Here is a 15,536-nt window from a genome sequence, read left to right as displayed (position 1 = left end):
AGCCCCTCACCGTCCTACGGTGGGGGGCTTCATGCGTGTAGGTTCGGGCAGACGTGCTCCCCGGGGGAGTGAGCGGGGGAAGAGGAAGAAGAGATGTCGAGACTGCCAGGATGGCTGAGCCGGCTGGGCGAAGAGCTGAGCCGCATGGGGGAGCGCCTGGACGAGCGCCGGGTCCGCGCCGAGCGTGCGCACGACCTGGGCGCGGGCGACGCGTCCGTGTCCACCGGCCAGGGCGTCGGGCCGGACCGGGGCGACGAACCCGCCACGAGCCGCGGCCCGGAGTCTGCGTCCGGCTCGGCGTCCGTGTCGGCACGGAGGTCGGCACCGGGATCGGCATCCGGGTCGGCAGCGGGGCCGGTGTCCGGTATCGACGAGTCCCCCGCGGGGGCGTCCTCGTCCGGACCGGCGGCCGCCGTCCCCGCGTCCGGAGCAGACCGCGACCCCGGCCACGACCCCGGCCGTGAGACCCCGTCCGAGTCGGGCCGCGAGGCCGAGCGGTGGCCCGGGAAGCGGCGGGCGCCGCAGCAGACCGCCGTGGCCGTCTCCGTTCCCGCGCCGCCCGCCTACGCCCCCGCCGTCGCCGCCCGGCCGGATCCCGTCGCCGCGATCCCGTGGGGCATGCGGGTCGCCGCCGAGGCGGGCTGGCGTCTGCTCGTACTCGCCGGCACCCTCTGGGTCCTGATGAAGGTGATCAGCTCGGTGCAGCTGGTCGTCCTCGCCTTCGTCGCCGCGCTCCTCATCACCGCCCTGCTCCAGCCGACCGTCGCACGGCTGCGCGGGATGGGGCTGCCGCGCGGGGTCGCCACGGCGGTCACCGCCGTCTCCGGCTTCGTGATCATGGGGCTGGTCGGCTGGTTCGTGGTCTGGCAGGTCATGGACAACATCGACAACCTCTCGGACCGGGTCCGGGACGGTATCGAGGAGTTGAAGCGCTGGCTCCTCGACAGCCCGTTCCACGTGACCGAGAAGCAGATCAACGACATCGCGAAGAACCTCAGCGACACGATCGGTGCGAACACCGAGCAGATCACCTCCGCGGGACTCCAGGGCGTGACCGTGATCATCGAGGCGATCACCGGGATACTGCTCGCGATGTTCTCGACCCTCTTCCTCCTCTACGACGGGAAGAAGGTCTGGCAGTGGACGCTGAAGCTGGTGCCCGCCCAGGCCCGCCCGGGTGTCGCGGGCGCGGGGCCGCGGGCCTGGCGCACGCTGACCGCGTATGTGCGCGGAACGGTGCTCGTCGCCCTCATCGACGCGGTCTTCATCGGCCTCGGGCTGTACTTCCTCGAGGTCCCGATGGCCGTCCCGCTCGCCGTCTTCATCTTCCTCTTCGCCTTCATCCCGCTCGTCGGCGCCGTCATCTCCGGTGCCCTCGCGGTCGTGGTCGCGCTGGTCACCAACGGGGTGTTCACCGCCCTGATGGTCCTCCTCGTGGTCCTGGCGGTGCAGCAGATCGAGGGCCATGTGCTCCAGCCGTTCATCCTGGGCCGGGCCGTCCGGGTCCACCCGCTCGCCGTCGTCCTCGCGGTCGCGGCGGGCGGGCTGACCGCCGGCATCGGCGGCGCGGTGGTCGCGGTGCCGCTGGTCGCCGTCACCAACACCGTGGTCGGATATCTGCGCGCGTACAGCCACGAACAGGCGCTGCTCAGCACGCCGGAGCCGCGTGGTGCGACCGCTTTCGCCGTGGCGCCCGTCAAGGCGCCCGGTTCCAGGGACAGGAGCGACGCGTGATCTCCGAGCCGGAACTGGTGGGCGGTGTCGCGTACCCGCCGGCGCAGGTGCTCGATCCGGAGGCCCGCGAACCCGGAGAGCCGCGCGAGCCGAAGGCGCCGCGCCCCCGCCGCCCCTGGCCGTGGGTGCTCGGCGGTGCGGTGGTGGCCTCTGCGGTGTGGGCCGGCGGGCTGTACGCGTACGAGCGGAGCCAGGACGAGGCGCCGGACCTCAGGGGGTACCGCACCGTCGACGAGCTCTGCGAGAAGGCCGAACTGAAGGCGTTGTCCGTGGTGCTCGGGGCGAAGTCCGTGGACCACGAGATCCCGACGACGAAGCACCCCGCTCTCGACCAGGCCCTCTGCTTCGCCACGATGGGGTCGCCCGAGACGGGGTTCAGCGTCGAGGTCGCCTACGACCTGCACAAGGTCACCGACCCCGAGCCGGAGTTCGAGCCGCGCCTGGGCGTCTGGAACGAGGACGCGGAGCCGGTGGAAGGGCTCGGCGAGCGGGCGTTCGTCCACCGTGAGGCGGAGAACGGGAGCGCGTGGATCCGCGTCCTCGACGGTCAGGCCGAGCTGATGATCTCCTTCCGCCGGCAGGCGGACTGGGACCCGGAGACGGACGAGCCGGCCGCCCCCGCCCCGGCGGTCGACCTCTCCGGCGTCGAGACCGTCCTCGCCCAGGACATGACGGCTCTGATGGCCGCGCTCAAGAAGCCCTGACGGCCCCGCGCGAGATGGGCGGTAGCGCCCGGGAGATGTCGAGTGGGGCCCGGGAGACGACGAGCAGGGCCCGGGAGACGACGGAAGGGCCCCGGGGCGGAGACCCCGGGGCCCTTCCTGTCGGGCGCGCTCGCCTACTCGGCGATGAGCGCCTCCGCGTCCAGCGTCACGCCGACCGCCTGGATCACCGAGGCGATCTTGACGGCCTCCTGGATCGTCTCGCGGTCGACACCGGCCTTGCGCAGGACCTGCTCGTGCGAGTCCAGGCACTGGCCGCAGCCGTTGATCGCGGAGACGGCCAGCGACCACAGCTCGAAGTCGACCTTCTCGACGCCCGGGTTGCCGATGACGTTCATCCGCAGACCGGCGCGCAGCGTCCCGTACTCGGGGTCCGACAGCAGGTGCCGGGTCCGGTAGAAGACGTTGTTCATCGCCATGATCGCGGCGGCGGACTTGGCCGCCGTGTACGCCTCGGGCTTGAGGTTGGCCTTGGCCTCCGGCTCCAGCTCGGCGAGGACCTTCGGCGAGCGCGAGGCGATCGCGCAGGCGAGGACCGTGCCCCAGAGCTGCTGCTGCGGGAGCTCGCTGTTGCCGATGACCGAACCGAGGTTCAGCTTCAGGTCCTTGGCGAAGTCCGGTATGGCGGACTTGAGTTCGTCGAGAGCCATGTCAGATCACTCGCCCGAGAGGAGCGCGACCGGGTCGAGGGTGTTCTCGCCCTTGGTCCAGTTGCACGGGCACAGCTCGTCGGTCTGCAGGGCGTCGAGGACCCGCAGGACCTCCTTGGGGTTACGGCCCACGGAACCGGCGGTCACCATCGTGAACTGGATCTCGTTGTTCGGGTCGACGATGAAGACGGCGCGCTGGGCGAAGCCGTCCTCGCCCTCGACGCCGCAGTCGCGCATGAGCTCGTGCTTGGAGTCGGCGAGCATCGGGAAGGGCAGGTCACGCAGGTCCGCGTGGTCCTTGCGCCAGGCGTGGTGCACGAACTCGGAGTCGCCGGAGGCGCCGAGGATCTGGGCGTCGCGGTCCGCGAACTCGTCGTTCAGCTTGCCGAAGGCGGCGATCTCGGTCGGGCAGACGAAGGTGAAGTCCTTGGGCCAGAAGAACACCACGCGCCACTTGCCCTCGTAGGACTTGTGGTTGATCTGCTCGAACTCCTTGCCGCTCTCCAGCGACACGCAGGCGGTCAGGTCGTAGGTGGGGAACTGGTCACCGACAGTGAGCACGCGCTCTCCTTGCAGTGGGAAGGGTCCCTTTTGGGGTCTTCCGTGAGGGGTTGGACGGGCTTCATCCTGGCACGGAGTGCATTGATCAGTGAAATAGCTAGACTGCCTCGGGTTGATCGAAGGTGGTTATCAGTGATCCCGGCACGACGTGTGAAACAACCCAGCCTGTCCCAGCTCAGAGCCTTCGCGGCGGTCGCGGAGCATCTGCACTTCCGTGATGCGGCGGCGGCGATCGGGATGAGCCAGCCGGCGCTTTCGGGCGCGGTTTCGGCTCTCGAAGAGGCACTCGGTGTCCAGCTCCTCGAGCGTACGACGCGCAGAGTGCTGCTCTCGCCCGCGGGTGAGCGGCTCGCGGTGCGGGCGCGGGGTGTCCTGGACGCCGTGGCGGAGCTGATGGAGGAGGCGGAGGCGGCGCAGGCCCCCTTCACCGGGGTGCTGCGGCTGGGTGTGATCCCGACCGTCGCGCCCTATCTGCTGCCCACGGTGCTGAGCCTGGTCCACGAGCGCTATCCGGAGCTCGACCTCCAGGTCCACGAGGAGCAGACGTCCTCGCTCCTGGAGGGGCTCGCGGCCGGACGGCTGGACCTGCTGCTGCTCGCGGTGCCGCTCGGTGTGCCCGGTGTCACCGAACTCCCGCTCTTCGACGAGGACTTCGTGCTCGTCACGCCGCGTGGCCATGCGCTGGCCGGCCGGGACGACATTCCGCGCGAGGCGCTGAAGGAGCTCAACCTGCTGCTCCTCGACGAGGGGCACTGTCTGCGTGACCAGGCCCTCGACATCTGCCGGGAGGCGGGTCGCACGGAGGGGGCGCCGGTCACGACGACCGCGGCGGGCCTCTCCACCCTGGTCCAGCTGGTGGCGGGCGGTCTCGGGGTGACGCTGCTCCCGCGGACGGCGGTGAAGGTCGAGACCGCGCGCAACGCCGCCCTGTTCACCGGCTGCTTCACCGATCCGGCGCCCTCACGGCAGGTCGCCCTCGCGATGCGTACGGGCGCGGCCCGGCAGGCGGAGTTCGAGGAGCTGGCCGGGGCGCTGCGGGGTGCGATGCGGCGCCTGCCGGTACGGGTGGTGGGCGCCGGTTCCTGAAGCCCCCCGGCTGCGGGAACCGACGCCCACGCGTCGTACACGGACTCGAAGGGTTACTCGGCCCTGGTCGGTCCTGGTCGGTCCTGGTCGTCCTCCTCGGTCTCAGCCGGTCCTACTCGGTCCTCAGCCCGTCCGTGCGCATCAGGCGCCACAGCATCGGCAGGCTGAGCAGGGTCACGGCCGCGATCAGGGCGAGACCGACGCCGGTGACGGGCAGGAAGACCCACCAGTCCAGGACCTGTTGGTCTGTCATCTTCAGCAGGACGACGCCGAGGCCGAGCCCGCCCGCCACGGCCAGGGCGAGGCCGAGCGTGATCGGCACCGCCGTCTGCCACAGCACCGACCAGCTCAGGGTGGTGCGCCGGGTGCCGAAGGCGACCAGCGCGGAGAGCAGCCGCTTGCGGTCCCTGAGCTGTTCGAGCGTGGTGACCAGGAGCGAGGCCGCCACCAGGAGCATCGTGAGGGTGGAGCCGACGAGGATGCCGGTGCGGACGCTGGCGAACTGGGCGCTCCGCTCGGTGTTCTTGAGCGTACGGACCCATGAGGTCCGGTCCAGGGCCGCCGCCGTGTTCCGTACGTACTCCGCGGCGTCCGGTACGGCCGGGTCGAGCCGCACCATGGCGAGCGCGGCGGGGGCGTCGAGCCGGGCCGCGTCGACCGACGACGGCGTGGCGAGGATTCCGAACTCGTACATGCCGGTCGGGTCGGGGCGGGAGTCGACGATCCGGGCGGTGGCGGGGATGCGCCACGTCGGGAGCGTGCTCTTGTGCGCTTCGGGGTCGCGCAGGGCGACCGTCCTGCCCGGCTTCGCGGTCTCCATGACCCAGCTGTCGGGCGCTCCTCCCTGGGCTCCGTGGGAGAGGGCGACGAAGACGTCGCCGTCCGTGCAGGAGGGCAGCTTCGCGAACTCGCGGAGCGAGGCGCAGTCGCCGACCTTGACCGAGGTGATCGGGGCGAAGTCCTCGCCGTCCTTCAGGGGGCCGGGCCGCCAGGCATGCGAGACGATCGTGCCCGACACCCCTTCGACGCCCCGCGTGTCCGTGAACCGGGTGATCATCTCCCGGGCCTCGTCGCCGGTCTTCGCCTCGGTCGCGGCGACGAGCTGGGCCCGCGTGGCGTCCTCGCCCGTGGCCTGTGTGAAGGAGCCCTCCATCGCCTGGAAGAGCATCTGGAGCGCGATCGCGCCGGCCGCCGCGACGACGATGCCGCTGACGGCACGGGCCGCCGTACCGCTGCTCAGCTGGAGCCTGCGTACGGCGAGCTGCCAGGAGACCGGCCCCCGGTGGAGCCGCTTCACGCCGGCTTCGACGAGCCACGGCAGCAGGGTGGTGAGGCCGGTCAGGCAGAGTGTGACTCCGGCTCCGATTCCGACGGTGTCGAGGGTGGTCTGGCCGATCTCCACCGTCCCGAACAGCGGGACGAGCAGGGCCGCGCCTGCTGCCACGAGCAGCAGCCGCCACCACAACCGGCGGCGGCGCGGCGTGGCGGAGCGGACGACGCCGAGGGGTTCGATCGCCACTCCGCGCAGGGCGAAGAGGGTGACGACGACGGAGGCGACGGGGACGACGGCGAGGACGAGCGCGGCGAGGGCGGGCATCGGTGCGACGTCGGAGGGGAAGGCGTTGACGTCCCAGATGGTGACCGTGCCCACGAACTGCCGTGCGACCGCGAAGAGTCCGACGCCCACGGCGAGGCCGGCGAGTGCGCCGGCCAGGGACTCGCCGGCCGCGATCCGACGGGTCGTCGCGGTGTCCGCGCCGACGAGCCGGAGGGCCGCGAGGCGCCGGTCGCGCTGTTCGCCGCCGAAGCGGACGGCGGTGGCGATGAAGACGAGCACGGGGAGCAGCAGGACGACGGAGGCGACGAGGACGAGGAGGATCAGGAACGCGTTGAAGGGCTCCTCGGGCACCGACCACCCGTAGCGGGAGGCGCGCCCGTCGTAGTTGTCCGTGGTGAGGAAGTCGACCTGGGCGATGTAGCGGAGTTCGGCCGGGCCGATGAGGCCGGCGTCGCCGATCGTGCCGACGGCCTTGTAGGGGAGCCGCTCCTCGAGGAGGGCGCCTTCGGGGGAGTCGAGGAGCTCGCGGAGCGCGGGCGAGACCAGCATCTCGCCGCTCGCGGGCAGCTTCGCCGTACCGGGCGGGAGAGGGGTCTCGGTGCCCTCGGGGCGCAGCAGGAGCCCGGTGACGGCCTGGTCCCGGTAGAGCGTCGTCTGCCCGAGGTGGAGAAAGGTGTCGGGGCGGGGGCCGGTCTCCTGCTCGCTGCCGTCGACGGAGCGGGTCGCCTCGCGGACCTCCCGCTGGAAGAGCATGCCGGGCAGGGAGGCGGCGGCGAGCAGCAGGGCCACGCCGATGCCGACGCCGAGCGCGGTCAGGAGGGTGCGGAGCAGGCCCGAGCGGCCTCCGGTGACCGCGAACCGGGCGCCGAGCGTCAGGTCGCGGGACCAGGTACGGAGCCTCATGCCGCCCACTCCGTGGAGCGGACCGCGCCGTCGCGGACGACGACCTCGCGGTCGGAGTAGGCCGCGACGCGGGCCTCGTGGGTGACGAGGACGACGGCGGCGCCGGTGTCGCGGGCCGCGTCCGTGAGCAGCTCCATGACGCGTTCGCCGTTGAGGGAGTCGAGCGCGCCGGTGGGTTCGTCGGCGAAGAGCACCCGCGGGGCGGTGACGAGCGAGCGGGCGACCGCCACGCGCTGGCCCTGGCCGCCGGATATCTCGCCGGGCCGCTTGCCGGCGATGTCGCCGATCTCCAGGCGGTCCAGCCACTCCCGGGCGCGGGACTCGGCGCGCCTGCGGCTCTCGCCGTTCAGGCGGAGCGGAAGGGCGACGTTCTCGACGCAGGTCAGCTCCGGCACGAGCTGCCCGAACTGGAAGACGAAGCCGAAATCGGTGCGGCGCAGGGCGCTGCGTTCGCCGTCCGACATCGTGGTGAGGTCGCGCCCGTCGTAGTCGATGGTTCCGGCGTCGGGCCGGACGATGCCGGCGAGGCAGTGCAGGAGCGTGGACTTCCCGGAGCCGGAGGGGCCCATCACGGCGACGACCTCGCCGGCCCGGATGGCGAACTCGGCGCCGGAGAGCGCCGGGGTCGGTCCGTAGGCCTTGTCCAGGCCGCTCGCCCGGAGCAGGGGGGTGGCGGTCATCGGCGGATCTCCTCGGCGAGGCGGTCGAGCCGGGCGGCGGTCAGCTCCAGCCAGCGCAGGTCGGCTTCGAGGTGGAAGAGGGCGTGGTCGCAGATCAGCTGGTCGGCGAGGTCGCCGCCCTTCTTGCGCCGGGTCAGCTCGCGCATCAGGCGGAGGTGCTCGGCGCGCTGGACGTCGAGCAGCTCGGCGGCGCCGCGCCCGGTGAGGAGCGCGAGGACGACCTTGGTGTAGAGCGTGGACTGGAGGTACGGCTCCGGCTTCTCGGGGCGGCCCAGCCACTGCTCGACGTCGGTGACGCCGGCCTCGGTGATGGCGTACCGCTTCCGCTCGGGGCCTTCGCCGGCCTCGATGCTGTCGACCTCGACCAGGCCGTTCTTCAGGAGCCTGGACATCGTCGAGTAGACCTGCCCGTAGTGCAGCGGGCGGTCGTGGCCGAACTTCTCGTCGAAGGCGCGCTTGAGGTCGTAGCCGTGGCGCGGGCCGGACTCCAGGAGCCCGAGAAGGGTGTGTCCGATTGACATGCCGTCACTCTACACCCTGTGTATACGCACGATGTATAGCTGCGGTGACCAGCGATGACACGCAATGTGACCCGCGACGCACAACCATCCGGGGCCCAGAAGCGTCGGTTTCACCGTAAGCAGGTGCTGATTCTCACGTCCGGAAAAGACCGGATCGAGTGCACTTTGTCGGCATCGGCGGTGTTAGCTTGCTGAGCTGATCCGGAGCGGACACCCGCCCGAGAGCCGACGGCGACACCACGGCGTCGACAGCACGGTGTCGACAGCACGACGACGAGAACACGACGAGCGGAGCGACGGAGAACATGGGCCGAGCGGACAAGGGCCAGGGGAAGAAGGGCGGGCGCATACGCCGCCTCTTCACCTGGAAGAAGATCCTGGGCACGTTCTTCGTCGGCTGCCTGCTCGTGATGGGCGCCTTCTACGCGATCTACCTGATGGTCCCGGTGCCGACCGCCAACGCTCAGGCGACCATGCAGAGCAACGTCTACAAGTACGCGGACGGCAAGATCCTCGCCCGTACCGGCGAGATCAACCGCGAGATCGTGGGCCTGGAGAAGATCCCGCTCGACGTGCAGCACGCCTTCGTCGCCGCCGAGAACAAGTCCTTCTACAAGGACAACGGCATCGACATCAAGGGCACCGCGCGCGGCGCCCTCAACACGATCACCGGCAAGGGCAAGCAGGGTGGTTCGACCATCACCCAGCAGTACGTGAAGAACTACTACCTGGACCAGGACCAGACGGTCACCCGCAAGCTCCGCGAGATGGTGATCGCGCTCAAGGTCGACCAGCGCATGTCGAAGACCGACATCCTCGCCGGCTACATGAACACGAGCTTCTACGGCCGCAGCGCCTACGGCATCCAGGCCGCCTCGCAGTCGTACTACGGTGTCGACGCCTCGAAGCTGAACGTCGCCCAGGGCGCCTACCTCGCCTCACTGCTCCAGGCCCCCAACCAGTACGACTGGACCGCCGCCACGCCCACCGGCCGCAAGCTGGTCGAGGAGCGCTGGAACTACACCCTGGACAACATGGTCGAGGAGGGCTGGCTCGACCCGGCCGAGCGCGCCACGCTGAAGTTCCCCGCCCCGCGCAAGGAGAAGGCCGCCCCCGGCATGGAGGGCCAGCGCGGCTACCTCGTCGAGGCCGCCAACCAGGAGCTCATGCGGCAGGGCATCAGCACCGAGGACATCAAGGCCGGGGGCTGGACGATCACCCTCAACATCGACGAGCAGAAGCAGAAGGACCTGGTCAAGGCGGTCGAGCGGCAGCTGGAGAAGAAGCTCGACCGCAAGGGCGACAAGAAGGACGCCACCGTCCAGGCGGGCGCCACCTCCGTCGACCCGAAGACCGGCAAGGTCGTCGCGATGTACGGCGGCGTCGGCGCCACCGAGCACTGGACGTCGAACGCCACCCGCCGCGACTACCAGCCCGCCTCGACGTTCAAGCCGATCGTCCTCGCCTCCGCGCTCGACAACCGCGCGCTGACCCAGGACGGCCGGAAGATCGGCCTCGGCACGATCTACGACGGCACCAGCAAGCGTCCCGTGGTCGGCAGCTCCATCCCGTTCAAGCCGGAGAACGAGGACAACCGCAGCTACGGACCGGTGACCGTCCAGAAGGCCACCAACAGCTCGATCAACTCCGTGTACGCGCAGATGATCGTGGACGTCGGCCCGGGCACCACCAAGAAGACCGCGATCGACCTCGGCATGAAGGACGGGGCGGACTTCGGGGAGACCCCCGCGATGTCCCTCGGCACCATGGGCGCCTCCACCTGGGACATGGCCGGCGTCTACGCCACGCTCGACAACCACGGGGTCAAGGTCACCCCGACCATCGTGAAGTCCGCCGAGCACAAGGACCGCAAGGCCGAGCCGGTGAAGTCGATCGGCGGCCAGGTCATCAGCCGCGAGGCCGCCGACACCGTCACCAAGGCGATGACCGGCGTCGTCCGCAGCGGCTCCGGCTTCCGGGCCGCGGGCGACTACGCGGCCGCCGGCAAGACCGGAACCTCGGAGAACAACCGCTCCGCCTGGTTCGTCGGCTACACCCCCGAACTGGTCACCGCCGTCGGCCTCTTCGGCGAGGACCCCAAGGGTAACCAGGTCACCCTGACCGACACGATCAACCCGGGCCGCGCCAACGGTGGCCGCACCCCCGCCGAGATCTGGGGCGACTACACCGCAGCGGCGCTCGACGGCGGCTCCGACGCCCGCTTCGACCTGGAGACCGACGGCCTCGACGACGTCGTGGAGCCCGACCCGACCACGACGCCGACCGGCGACGCCCCGACGTCGACCCCGCCGCCCGTCACCCAGTCCCCGGACCCGACGCCCCCGCCGACCTCGACCGCGACCACGCCGCCGCAGCCGACGGACACAGTCACGGTGCCGCCGCCGCCCACGCAGACGACGGACCCGGTGCCGCCGACGATCGAACCACCGGTCGACGGCGACGTCGGCACCGAGAACCTCCGCCCCGAGCGCTGACACGGGCCGCCGGCACCGAGCGCCGGCACCGAGCGGCCACACGGCGAAGGCCGGACCCACTTCGGGTCCGGCCTTCGCCGTGTCACGCCACGCGCCGTGCCACGCTCAGATACGCGTCGGCAGCTCGAACCAGACGACCTTGCCACCCGAGAGCCGGGTCGCCCCCCACCGCCTGGCCAGCCGGTTCACCAGGAAGAGCCCGCGCCCGCCCTCGTCCGTGTCCCGCGCCCGCCGCTGCCGGGGCAGCTGCGGCGAGTCGTCGCCGACCTCGCAGCGCAGCACGTCCGTCTTGAGCAGACGCAGCGTCACCGGCCGCTCCGCGTACCGGACCGCGTTCGTCACGACCTCGCTGATCAGCAGCTCGACCGAGTCCGAGAGCTCCTCCAGGTCCCAGCGGGCCAGCGCCCGCCGGGCGAGCCGCCGCGCCCGCCCCGGCGCCGCGTCCTCCGGCTCCAGGAACCAGTACGCCACATCACTCGGCGCGATCCCGTCGAAACGGGCCGCGAGCAGCGCGATGTCGTCGTCCCGGTCACCCGGGCCGAGCATGTCGAGGACGTCGTCGCAGAGGGCCTCCAGCGGCGGCGAGTGGTCCGGGCCGGTCAGCTGGGCGGTCGCCGCAAGGCGCTCGCGGAGCTGCTCTATCCCGGTCCACACGTCCCGCAGCCGCGACTCGACCAGACCGTCCGTGTACAGCAGCAGCGTGGCGCCCGCAGGGGCGTCCAGCTCGACGGCCTCGAAGTCGACCCCGCCCACGCCGATCGGCGCGCCCGGCGGAACGCGCAGGACCTCGGCACGGCCTCCGAGGTGGAGCAGTATCGGCGGCGGATGGCCCGCGTTGGCGATGGTGATCCGGTGCGAGACCGGGTCGTACACCGCGTACATGCAGGTCGCCATCCGGTCCTGGCCGAGCCGCTGGGCCTGCTCGTCCAGGTGGTGCAGGACCTCCTGGGGCGGCAGGTCGAGCCCGGCGAGCGTCTGCGCCGTGGTCCGCAGCTGGCCCATGATCGCCGCGGACGTCATGGAGTGGCCCATGACGTCGCCGACGACCAGGGCCACCCGGCTGCCGGGCAGCGGGATCGCGTCGTACCAGTCACCGCCCACCCGGGCCGTCTCGGCGGCCGGCAGATAGCGGGAGGCGAGCCGGACGCCGGTCGGCTGCGGCAGCGAGTCGGGGAGCATCGTCCGCTGGAGTTCGTCGGCGATGTACGCCTCACGGCCGTAGAGCACGGCCTTGTCGATGCCGAGCGCGGTGTGGGTGGCGAGCTGGGCCGCGACGAGCAGGTCGTTCGGCTCGAACGCGGGCCGTTCGGGGCGGCGCAGGAAGACGGCGGCGCCGATGACCCGGCGCCGGCCGCGCAGCGGGGCGAGGATCGCCCGGTGGCCGCCCGGCAGGACGTGTTCCCGGCCGAGCAGTTCGGACAGCGCGGCGCGGGCGGCCGCGGAGTCGCCGAAGACCGGCCGCACGCCGCGCAGCACCTCCGCCAGGTTCCCGCCGGAGCGCACCTCGCAGAGTTCGGCCGCGGGGGTCGGGTCCGGGTCGGGGACGAGGGTCAGCTCCTCGCCCTCCACGTCCGTTAAACGGAGCCGGTCGGTGCGGCGCAGCCGCAGCACGAACGGCGCGACCGGCCGTTCGTCGCCGACCGGGAGCGGATCGCGCAGATAGACCAGGATCGCGTCGGAGAAGGTCGGCACGGTCGCCCGGCAGAGCCCGAGCACGATCTCGTCGAGGTCTATCCCGCGTGCGATCCGCCGGGTCGCCGCGCCCACGAACCGGAGCCGGTCGCCCTCGCGCCGGGCCGCGGCGCCGTCCGGCGACTGCGGCGCGCCGGGGGTGCCCGGGGAGCCCGGGATCGCCGGGGTGGCGTTCACGGCCACCGCGGCCGCCGGAGCACCCGCCTGCGCGGGCGTGGAGCCCGGGGCGGCGGCCGCGGGCGGCGTCACCTGGCCGGGCACGGGCCGGCCTCCGCCGTCGCCCGTGCCGTCGGGGGTGTGCTCACGGTCGGCGCCAGGCGTGTCGTCGGGGCGTCTGCCGACGGCGGCGGACCGGGGACCTGCCGAACCGGGCTGCGCCGGCACCGGCGCCTCGGCCGCTTGCTGCCGGGGGCGGGTGCGCTCGTGCGGCCGGGCAGCCAGCGGCTGCCGGCCTTCGTGGGAGGTGGGATGCTCCGTCACGCGTGGGATTCCGTCCGTCCGGGCCGGTGGTGCGATGCACTCGCTCTTCTCGCCGATGCCGCGCCTTCGCGGGGGATAAACCCCTGGCGCGCGGTGGATCTGAATGCCCCGCGAGCAGCGGCTACGACAGGGGTCGGCACACCCGGGCAGACGTCCGGCACTGCTCTCCCCCTCAAGAATGACTTACGGTCAGGTCCTGCGCTGTGCTGTGTGGTTGACACCGTGTTCGGTGGATCATCGTCGTGCGGAGGACGATCCTACGTTTGCACCCCGGGGGCGCATCAAGGGTCTCACGGTGCCGTGTGCGCCGGGGTGCGATCCCAGTCCGACGGCAGTTCGGGAACGGTCCAGCCGGGATCGGGCCGCCAGTCCTCCCACCCGTCGCGGAACGGCGTCCCCCAGGCGCGGATCAGTTCGACGGCCGCGCTGCCGGCCGCCCGGACGCGCTCGGCCTGCGCCGCGTCCATCAGACCGGACCGCTGGGCCTGCGCGAACTCGTCCTCGTCCCGCCAGAGCCAACTGCGGTCGGGGTAGACGGAGATGTCGAGGAAGTGGTCCACGGAGTCGACGCCGCCGGACCACCGGGTGCGCGGCTCCTCCAGGTTCACGTACCAGCTGCGGAAGAGCCAGCCGCGGTCCCAGAACAGCCAGACCGACCAGGGGTCGGCCGGCCGGGCCAACTTCAGCACACCCGTCCCGAACCAGCGCGAGCGGACCGTGGTGCGGGGCGCGGTGTAGCGGGTGGCGAGGGGTTCCTGGTGGACGGGGGTGCCGTCGGCGAGCACCGGCTTGACGCACTCGGTGCCCGGCGCCATCCAGACGGCGAGCAGGTCGGGGGTGTCGCGCACGACGGTCACGGGACGGCAGATGTGCACGTCGCCGGAGGCGTTGTCGAGGTAGCGCCAGAGGATGTGATCCCCCGGCGCCCAGTGCTGAGAACCACCCGATCCTGTCATGCACAGATATTAGGGGTGCGCCTCCTCGACCGCTGCGATGCAGGTCACGGATGAGTCATACGCAGCACGTCGAGCGCCTCGTCCAGCTGTTCGACGGTGAGGTCGCCCCGGTCGACGTAGCCGCCCTCCAGGACCACCTGGCGGATCGTCTTCCGTTCGGCCAGGGACCTCTTGGCCACCTTCGCCGCCTCCTCGTAGCCGATGTACCTGTTCAGCGGGGTGACGACGGACGGCGAGGACTCGGCGTACTCCCGGGCCCGTTCGGCGTTGGCGGTGATGCCGTCGACGGTGCGGTCCGCCAGCAGACGCGCGGCATTGGCCAGGAGCCGTACGGATTCCAGCAGGTTCTTGGCCATCACCGGGAGCATCACGTTGAGCTCGAAGTTGCCGGCCGCGCCCGCCACCGCCACGGTGGTGTCGTTTCCGGTCACCTGCGCGGCGACCATCAGGACGGCCTCGGGAATGACCGGATTCACCTTGCCCGGCATGATCGAGGAGCCGGGCTGCAGGTCGGGGAGGTTGATCTCGGCCAGCCCCGTACGCGGACCGCTCGCCATCCAGCGCAGATCGTTGGAGATCTTCGTCAGACCGACGGCGATGGTCCTGAGCTGGCCCGACGTCTCCACCAGGCCGTCCCGGGCGCCCTGGGCCTCGAAGTGGTCCCGGGCCTCGGTGAGGGGGAGCCCCGTCGTGCCGGCGAGTTCGGCGATGACCGCGGCGGAGAAGCCGGGTGGCGTGTTGATGCCGGTGCCCACCGCCGTACCGCCGAGGGGGAGTTCGGCGAGTCGGGGGAGGGAGGCGCGCAGGCGTTCGACGCCGTACCTGACCTGCGCCGCGTAGCCCCCGAACTCCTGGCCGAGGGTCACCGGCGTGGCGTCCATGAGATGCGTCCGGCCGGACTTCACCACGGTCGCGAATTCGGCCGATTTCCGCTCCAGCGACGCGGCCAGATGGTCGAGGGCGGGGACGAGGTCGTGGGTCACGGCGGCGGTGGCGGCGATGTGGATCGAGGACGGGAAGACGTCGTTGGAGGACTGCGAGGCGTTCACGTGGTCGTTGGGGTGGACCTCGCGCCCCTCGGGGAGCCGCTCGGTGGCGAGCGTGGCGATGACCTCGTTGGTGTTCATGTTGGACGAGGTGCCCGAGCCGGTCTGGAAGACGTCCACCGGGAAGTGCTCGTCCCACTGGCCCTCGGCGACCTCGGCGGCGGCCTCCGCGATGGCGTCCGCGCGGTCCTGGTCGATCACCCCGAGCGAGGCGTTGACCTTGGCCGCGGCGGCCTTGATCCGGGCGAGGGCCTCGATGTGGGCGCGCTCCAGGCGCTGTCCCGAGACGGGGAAGTTCTCCATCGCCCGCTGGGTCTGGGCCCGCCACTTGGCGTGTGCGGGGACCCGCACCTCGCCCATCGAGTCGTGCTCGATCCGGTAGCCGCTCGTGTCGTCGCTCATGACGTCAACCTCCATACAAAGGTGAGCACTTGTCTTGTTCTGCCTATTCC

Annotated in this window: 12 protein-coding genes; 4 read left to right on the top strand and 8 right to left on the bottom strand. The window is 71.5% G+C overall.

Going from position 1 to position 15,536, the window contains the following annotated elements; genetic code table 11:
• The first annotated feature begins 93 nt into the window (after nucleotides 1–93).
• A complete protein-coding gene (locus ACZ3IJ_RS08200) occupies nucleotides 94–1,734 on the top strand; it encodes an AI-2E family transporter (RefSeq protein ID WP_467466831.1) in 1,641 nt (546 codons plus the stop codon).
• A complete protein-coding gene (locus ACZ3IJ_RS08195; protein WP_467466830.1) occupies nucleotides 1,731–2,438 on the top strand; it encodes a hypothetical protein in 708 nt (235 codons plus the stop codon). The genes ACZ3IJ_RS08200 and ACZ3IJ_RS08195 overlap by 4 nt, the downstream gene beginning before the upstream one ends.
• Nucleotides 2,439–2,572: 134 nt before the next feature.
• Here ACZ3IJ_RS08195 and ACZ3IJ_RS08190 read toward each other — a convergent pair whose 3' ends face one another.
• Together ACZ3IJ_RS08190 and ACZ3IJ_RS08185 are read right to left on the bottom strand one after the other, a co-directional pair.
• On the bottom strand, nucleotides 2,573–3,106 hold the full coding sequence (locus ACZ3IJ_RS08190; protein WP_329116564.1) for an alkyl hydroperoxide reductase: 534 nt from the start codon (nucleotides 3,104–3,106) through the stop codon (nucleotides 2,573–2,575).
• Between the two features lie 6 nt (nucleotides 3,107–3,112).
• Nucleotides 3,113–3,667: a peroxiredoxin gene (locus tag ACZ3IJ_RS08185; RefSeq protein WP_260229113.1), complete on the bottom strand. Its 555-nt coding sequence runs from the start codon at nucleotides 3,665–3,667 to the stop codon at nucleotides 3,113–3,115.
• A gap of 150 nt (nucleotides 3,668–3,817) precedes the next feature.
• Between ACZ3IJ_RS08185 and ACZ3IJ_RS08180 the strand changes: the two genes are divergently transcribed.
• The gene (locus ACZ3IJ_RS08180) at nucleotides 3,818–4,753 is read left to right on the top strand and encodes a hydrogen peroxide-inducible genes activator (RefSeq protein ID WP_467466829.1); all 936 of its coding nucleotides are present in this window, start codon (nucleotides 3,818–3,820) and stop codon (nucleotides 4,751–4,753) included.
• A 112-nt stretch (nucleotides 4,754–4,865) separates the two neighbouring features.
• On the opposite strand, the gene ACZ3IJ_RS08175 is transcribed toward ACZ3IJ_RS08180, so the two are convergent.
• Genes ACZ3IJ_RS08175 through ACZ3IJ_RS08165 form a run of 3 tightly spaced genes read right to left on the bottom strand, consistent with a single transcriptional unit; the run spans nucleotide 4,866 to nucleotide 8,415 of the window.
• Nucleotides 4,866–7,214, bottom strand: coding sequence for an ABC transporter permease (locus ACZ3IJ_RS08175; RefSeq protein WP_467466828.1), 2,349 nt, complete (start codon nucleotides 7,212–7,214; stop codon nucleotides 4,866–4,868).
• Complete coding sequence (locus ACZ3IJ_RS08170) at nucleotides 7,211–7,894, bottom strand: ABC transporter ATP-binding protein (protein WP_467466827.1); 684 nt, start codon at nucleotides 7,892–7,894, stop codon at nucleotides 7,211–7,213. Before ACZ3IJ_RS08170 ends, ACZ3IJ_RS08175 begins: the two co-directional genes overlap by 4 nt.
• Complete coding sequence (locus tag ACZ3IJ_RS08165) at nucleotides 7,891–8,415, bottom strand: PadR family transcriptional regulator (protein WP_391798714.1); 525 nt, start codon at nucleotides 8,413–8,415, stop codon at nucleotides 7,891–7,893. The genes ACZ3IJ_RS08170 and ACZ3IJ_RS08165 overlap by 4 nt, the downstream gene beginning before the upstream one ends.
• 305 nt (nucleotides 8,416–8,720) lie before the next feature.
• On the opposite strand from ACZ3IJ_RS08165, the gene ACZ3IJ_RS08160 reads away from it, so the two are divergent.
• Nucleotides 8,721–10,910 (top strand): transglycosylase domain-containing protein, encoded by a 2,190-nt coding sequence (locus tag ACZ3IJ_RS08160; RefSeq protein ID WP_467466826.1) that lies wholly within the window; start codon nucleotides 8,721–8,723, stop codon nucleotides 10,908–10,910.
• 105 nt (nucleotides 10,911–11,015) lie between these two features.
• Here ACZ3IJ_RS08160 and ACZ3IJ_RS08155 read toward each other — a convergent pair whose 3' ends face one another.
• The 3 genes from ACZ3IJ_RS08155 to ACZ3IJ_RS08145 form a co-directional block, all read right to left on the bottom strand.
• Entirely contained in the window at nucleotides 11,016–13,082 is a 2,067-nt protein-coding gene (locus ACZ3IJ_RS08155; RefSeq protein WP_467466825.1) for a SpoIIE family protein phosphatase, read from the bottom strand.
• Between the two features lie 290 nt (nucleotides 13,083–13,372).
• Nucleotides 13,373–14,038 (bottom strand): cytidylyl-2-hydroxypropylphosphonate hydrolase, encoded by a 666-nt coding sequence (gene fomD / locus ACZ3IJ_RS08150; RefSeq protein WP_467466824.1) that lies wholly within the window; start codon nucleotides 14,036–14,038, stop codon nucleotides 13,373–13,375.
• A gap of 44 nt (nucleotides 14,039–14,082) precedes the next feature.
• A complete protein-coding gene (locus ACZ3IJ_RS08145; protein WP_467466823.1) occupies nucleotides 14,083–15,486 on the bottom strand; it encodes a class II fumarate hydratase in 1,404 nt (467 codons plus the stop codon).
• Between the last annotated feature and the right edge of the window lie 50 nt (nucleotides 15,487–15,536).

The organism is Streptomyces sp. NPDC013317, from assembly GCF_055563155.1.
The sequence above is the reverse complement of the archived record's forward strand: the minus strand, read 5'-3'. Positions and strand labels throughout refer to the sequence as shown.

Excerpts from the sequence above, each read along its gene's own strand:
- ACZ3IJ_RS08190 (WP_329116564.1), bottom strand. The coding sequence starts at position 3,106 with ATGGCTCTCGACGAACTCAAGTCCGCCATACCGGACTTCGCCAAGGAC.
- ACZ3IJ_RS08165 (WP_391798714.1), bottom strand. The coding sequence starts at position 8,415 with ATGTCAATCGGACACACCCTTCTCGGGCTCCTGGAGTCCGGCCCGCGC.
- ACZ3IJ_RS08175 (WP_467466828.1), bottom strand. The coding sequence starts at position 7,214 with ATGAGGCTCCGTACCTGGTCCCGCGACCTGACGCTCGGCGCCCGGTTC.
- ACZ3IJ_RS08200 (WP_467466831.1), top strand. The coding sequence starts at position 94 with ATGTCGAGACTGCCAGGATGGCTGAGCCGGCTGGGCGAAGAGCTGAGC.
- ACZ3IJ_RS08170 (WP_467466827.1), bottom strand. The coding sequence starts at position 7,894 with ATGACCGCCACCCCCCTGCTCCGGGCGAGCGGCCTGGACAAGGCCTAC.
- ACZ3IJ_RS08145 (WP_467466823.1), bottom strand. The coding sequence starts at position 15,486 with ATGAGCGACGACACGAGCGGCTACCGGATCGAGCACGACTCGATGGGC.
- fomD (WP_467466824.1), bottom strand. The coding sequence starts at position 14,038 with ATGACAGGATCGGGTGGTTCTCAGCACTGGGCGCCGGGGGATCACATC.
- ACZ3IJ_RS08160 (WP_467466826.1), top strand. The coding sequence starts at position 8,721 with ATGGGCCGAGCGGACAAGGGCCAGGGGAAGAAGGGCGGGCGCATACGC.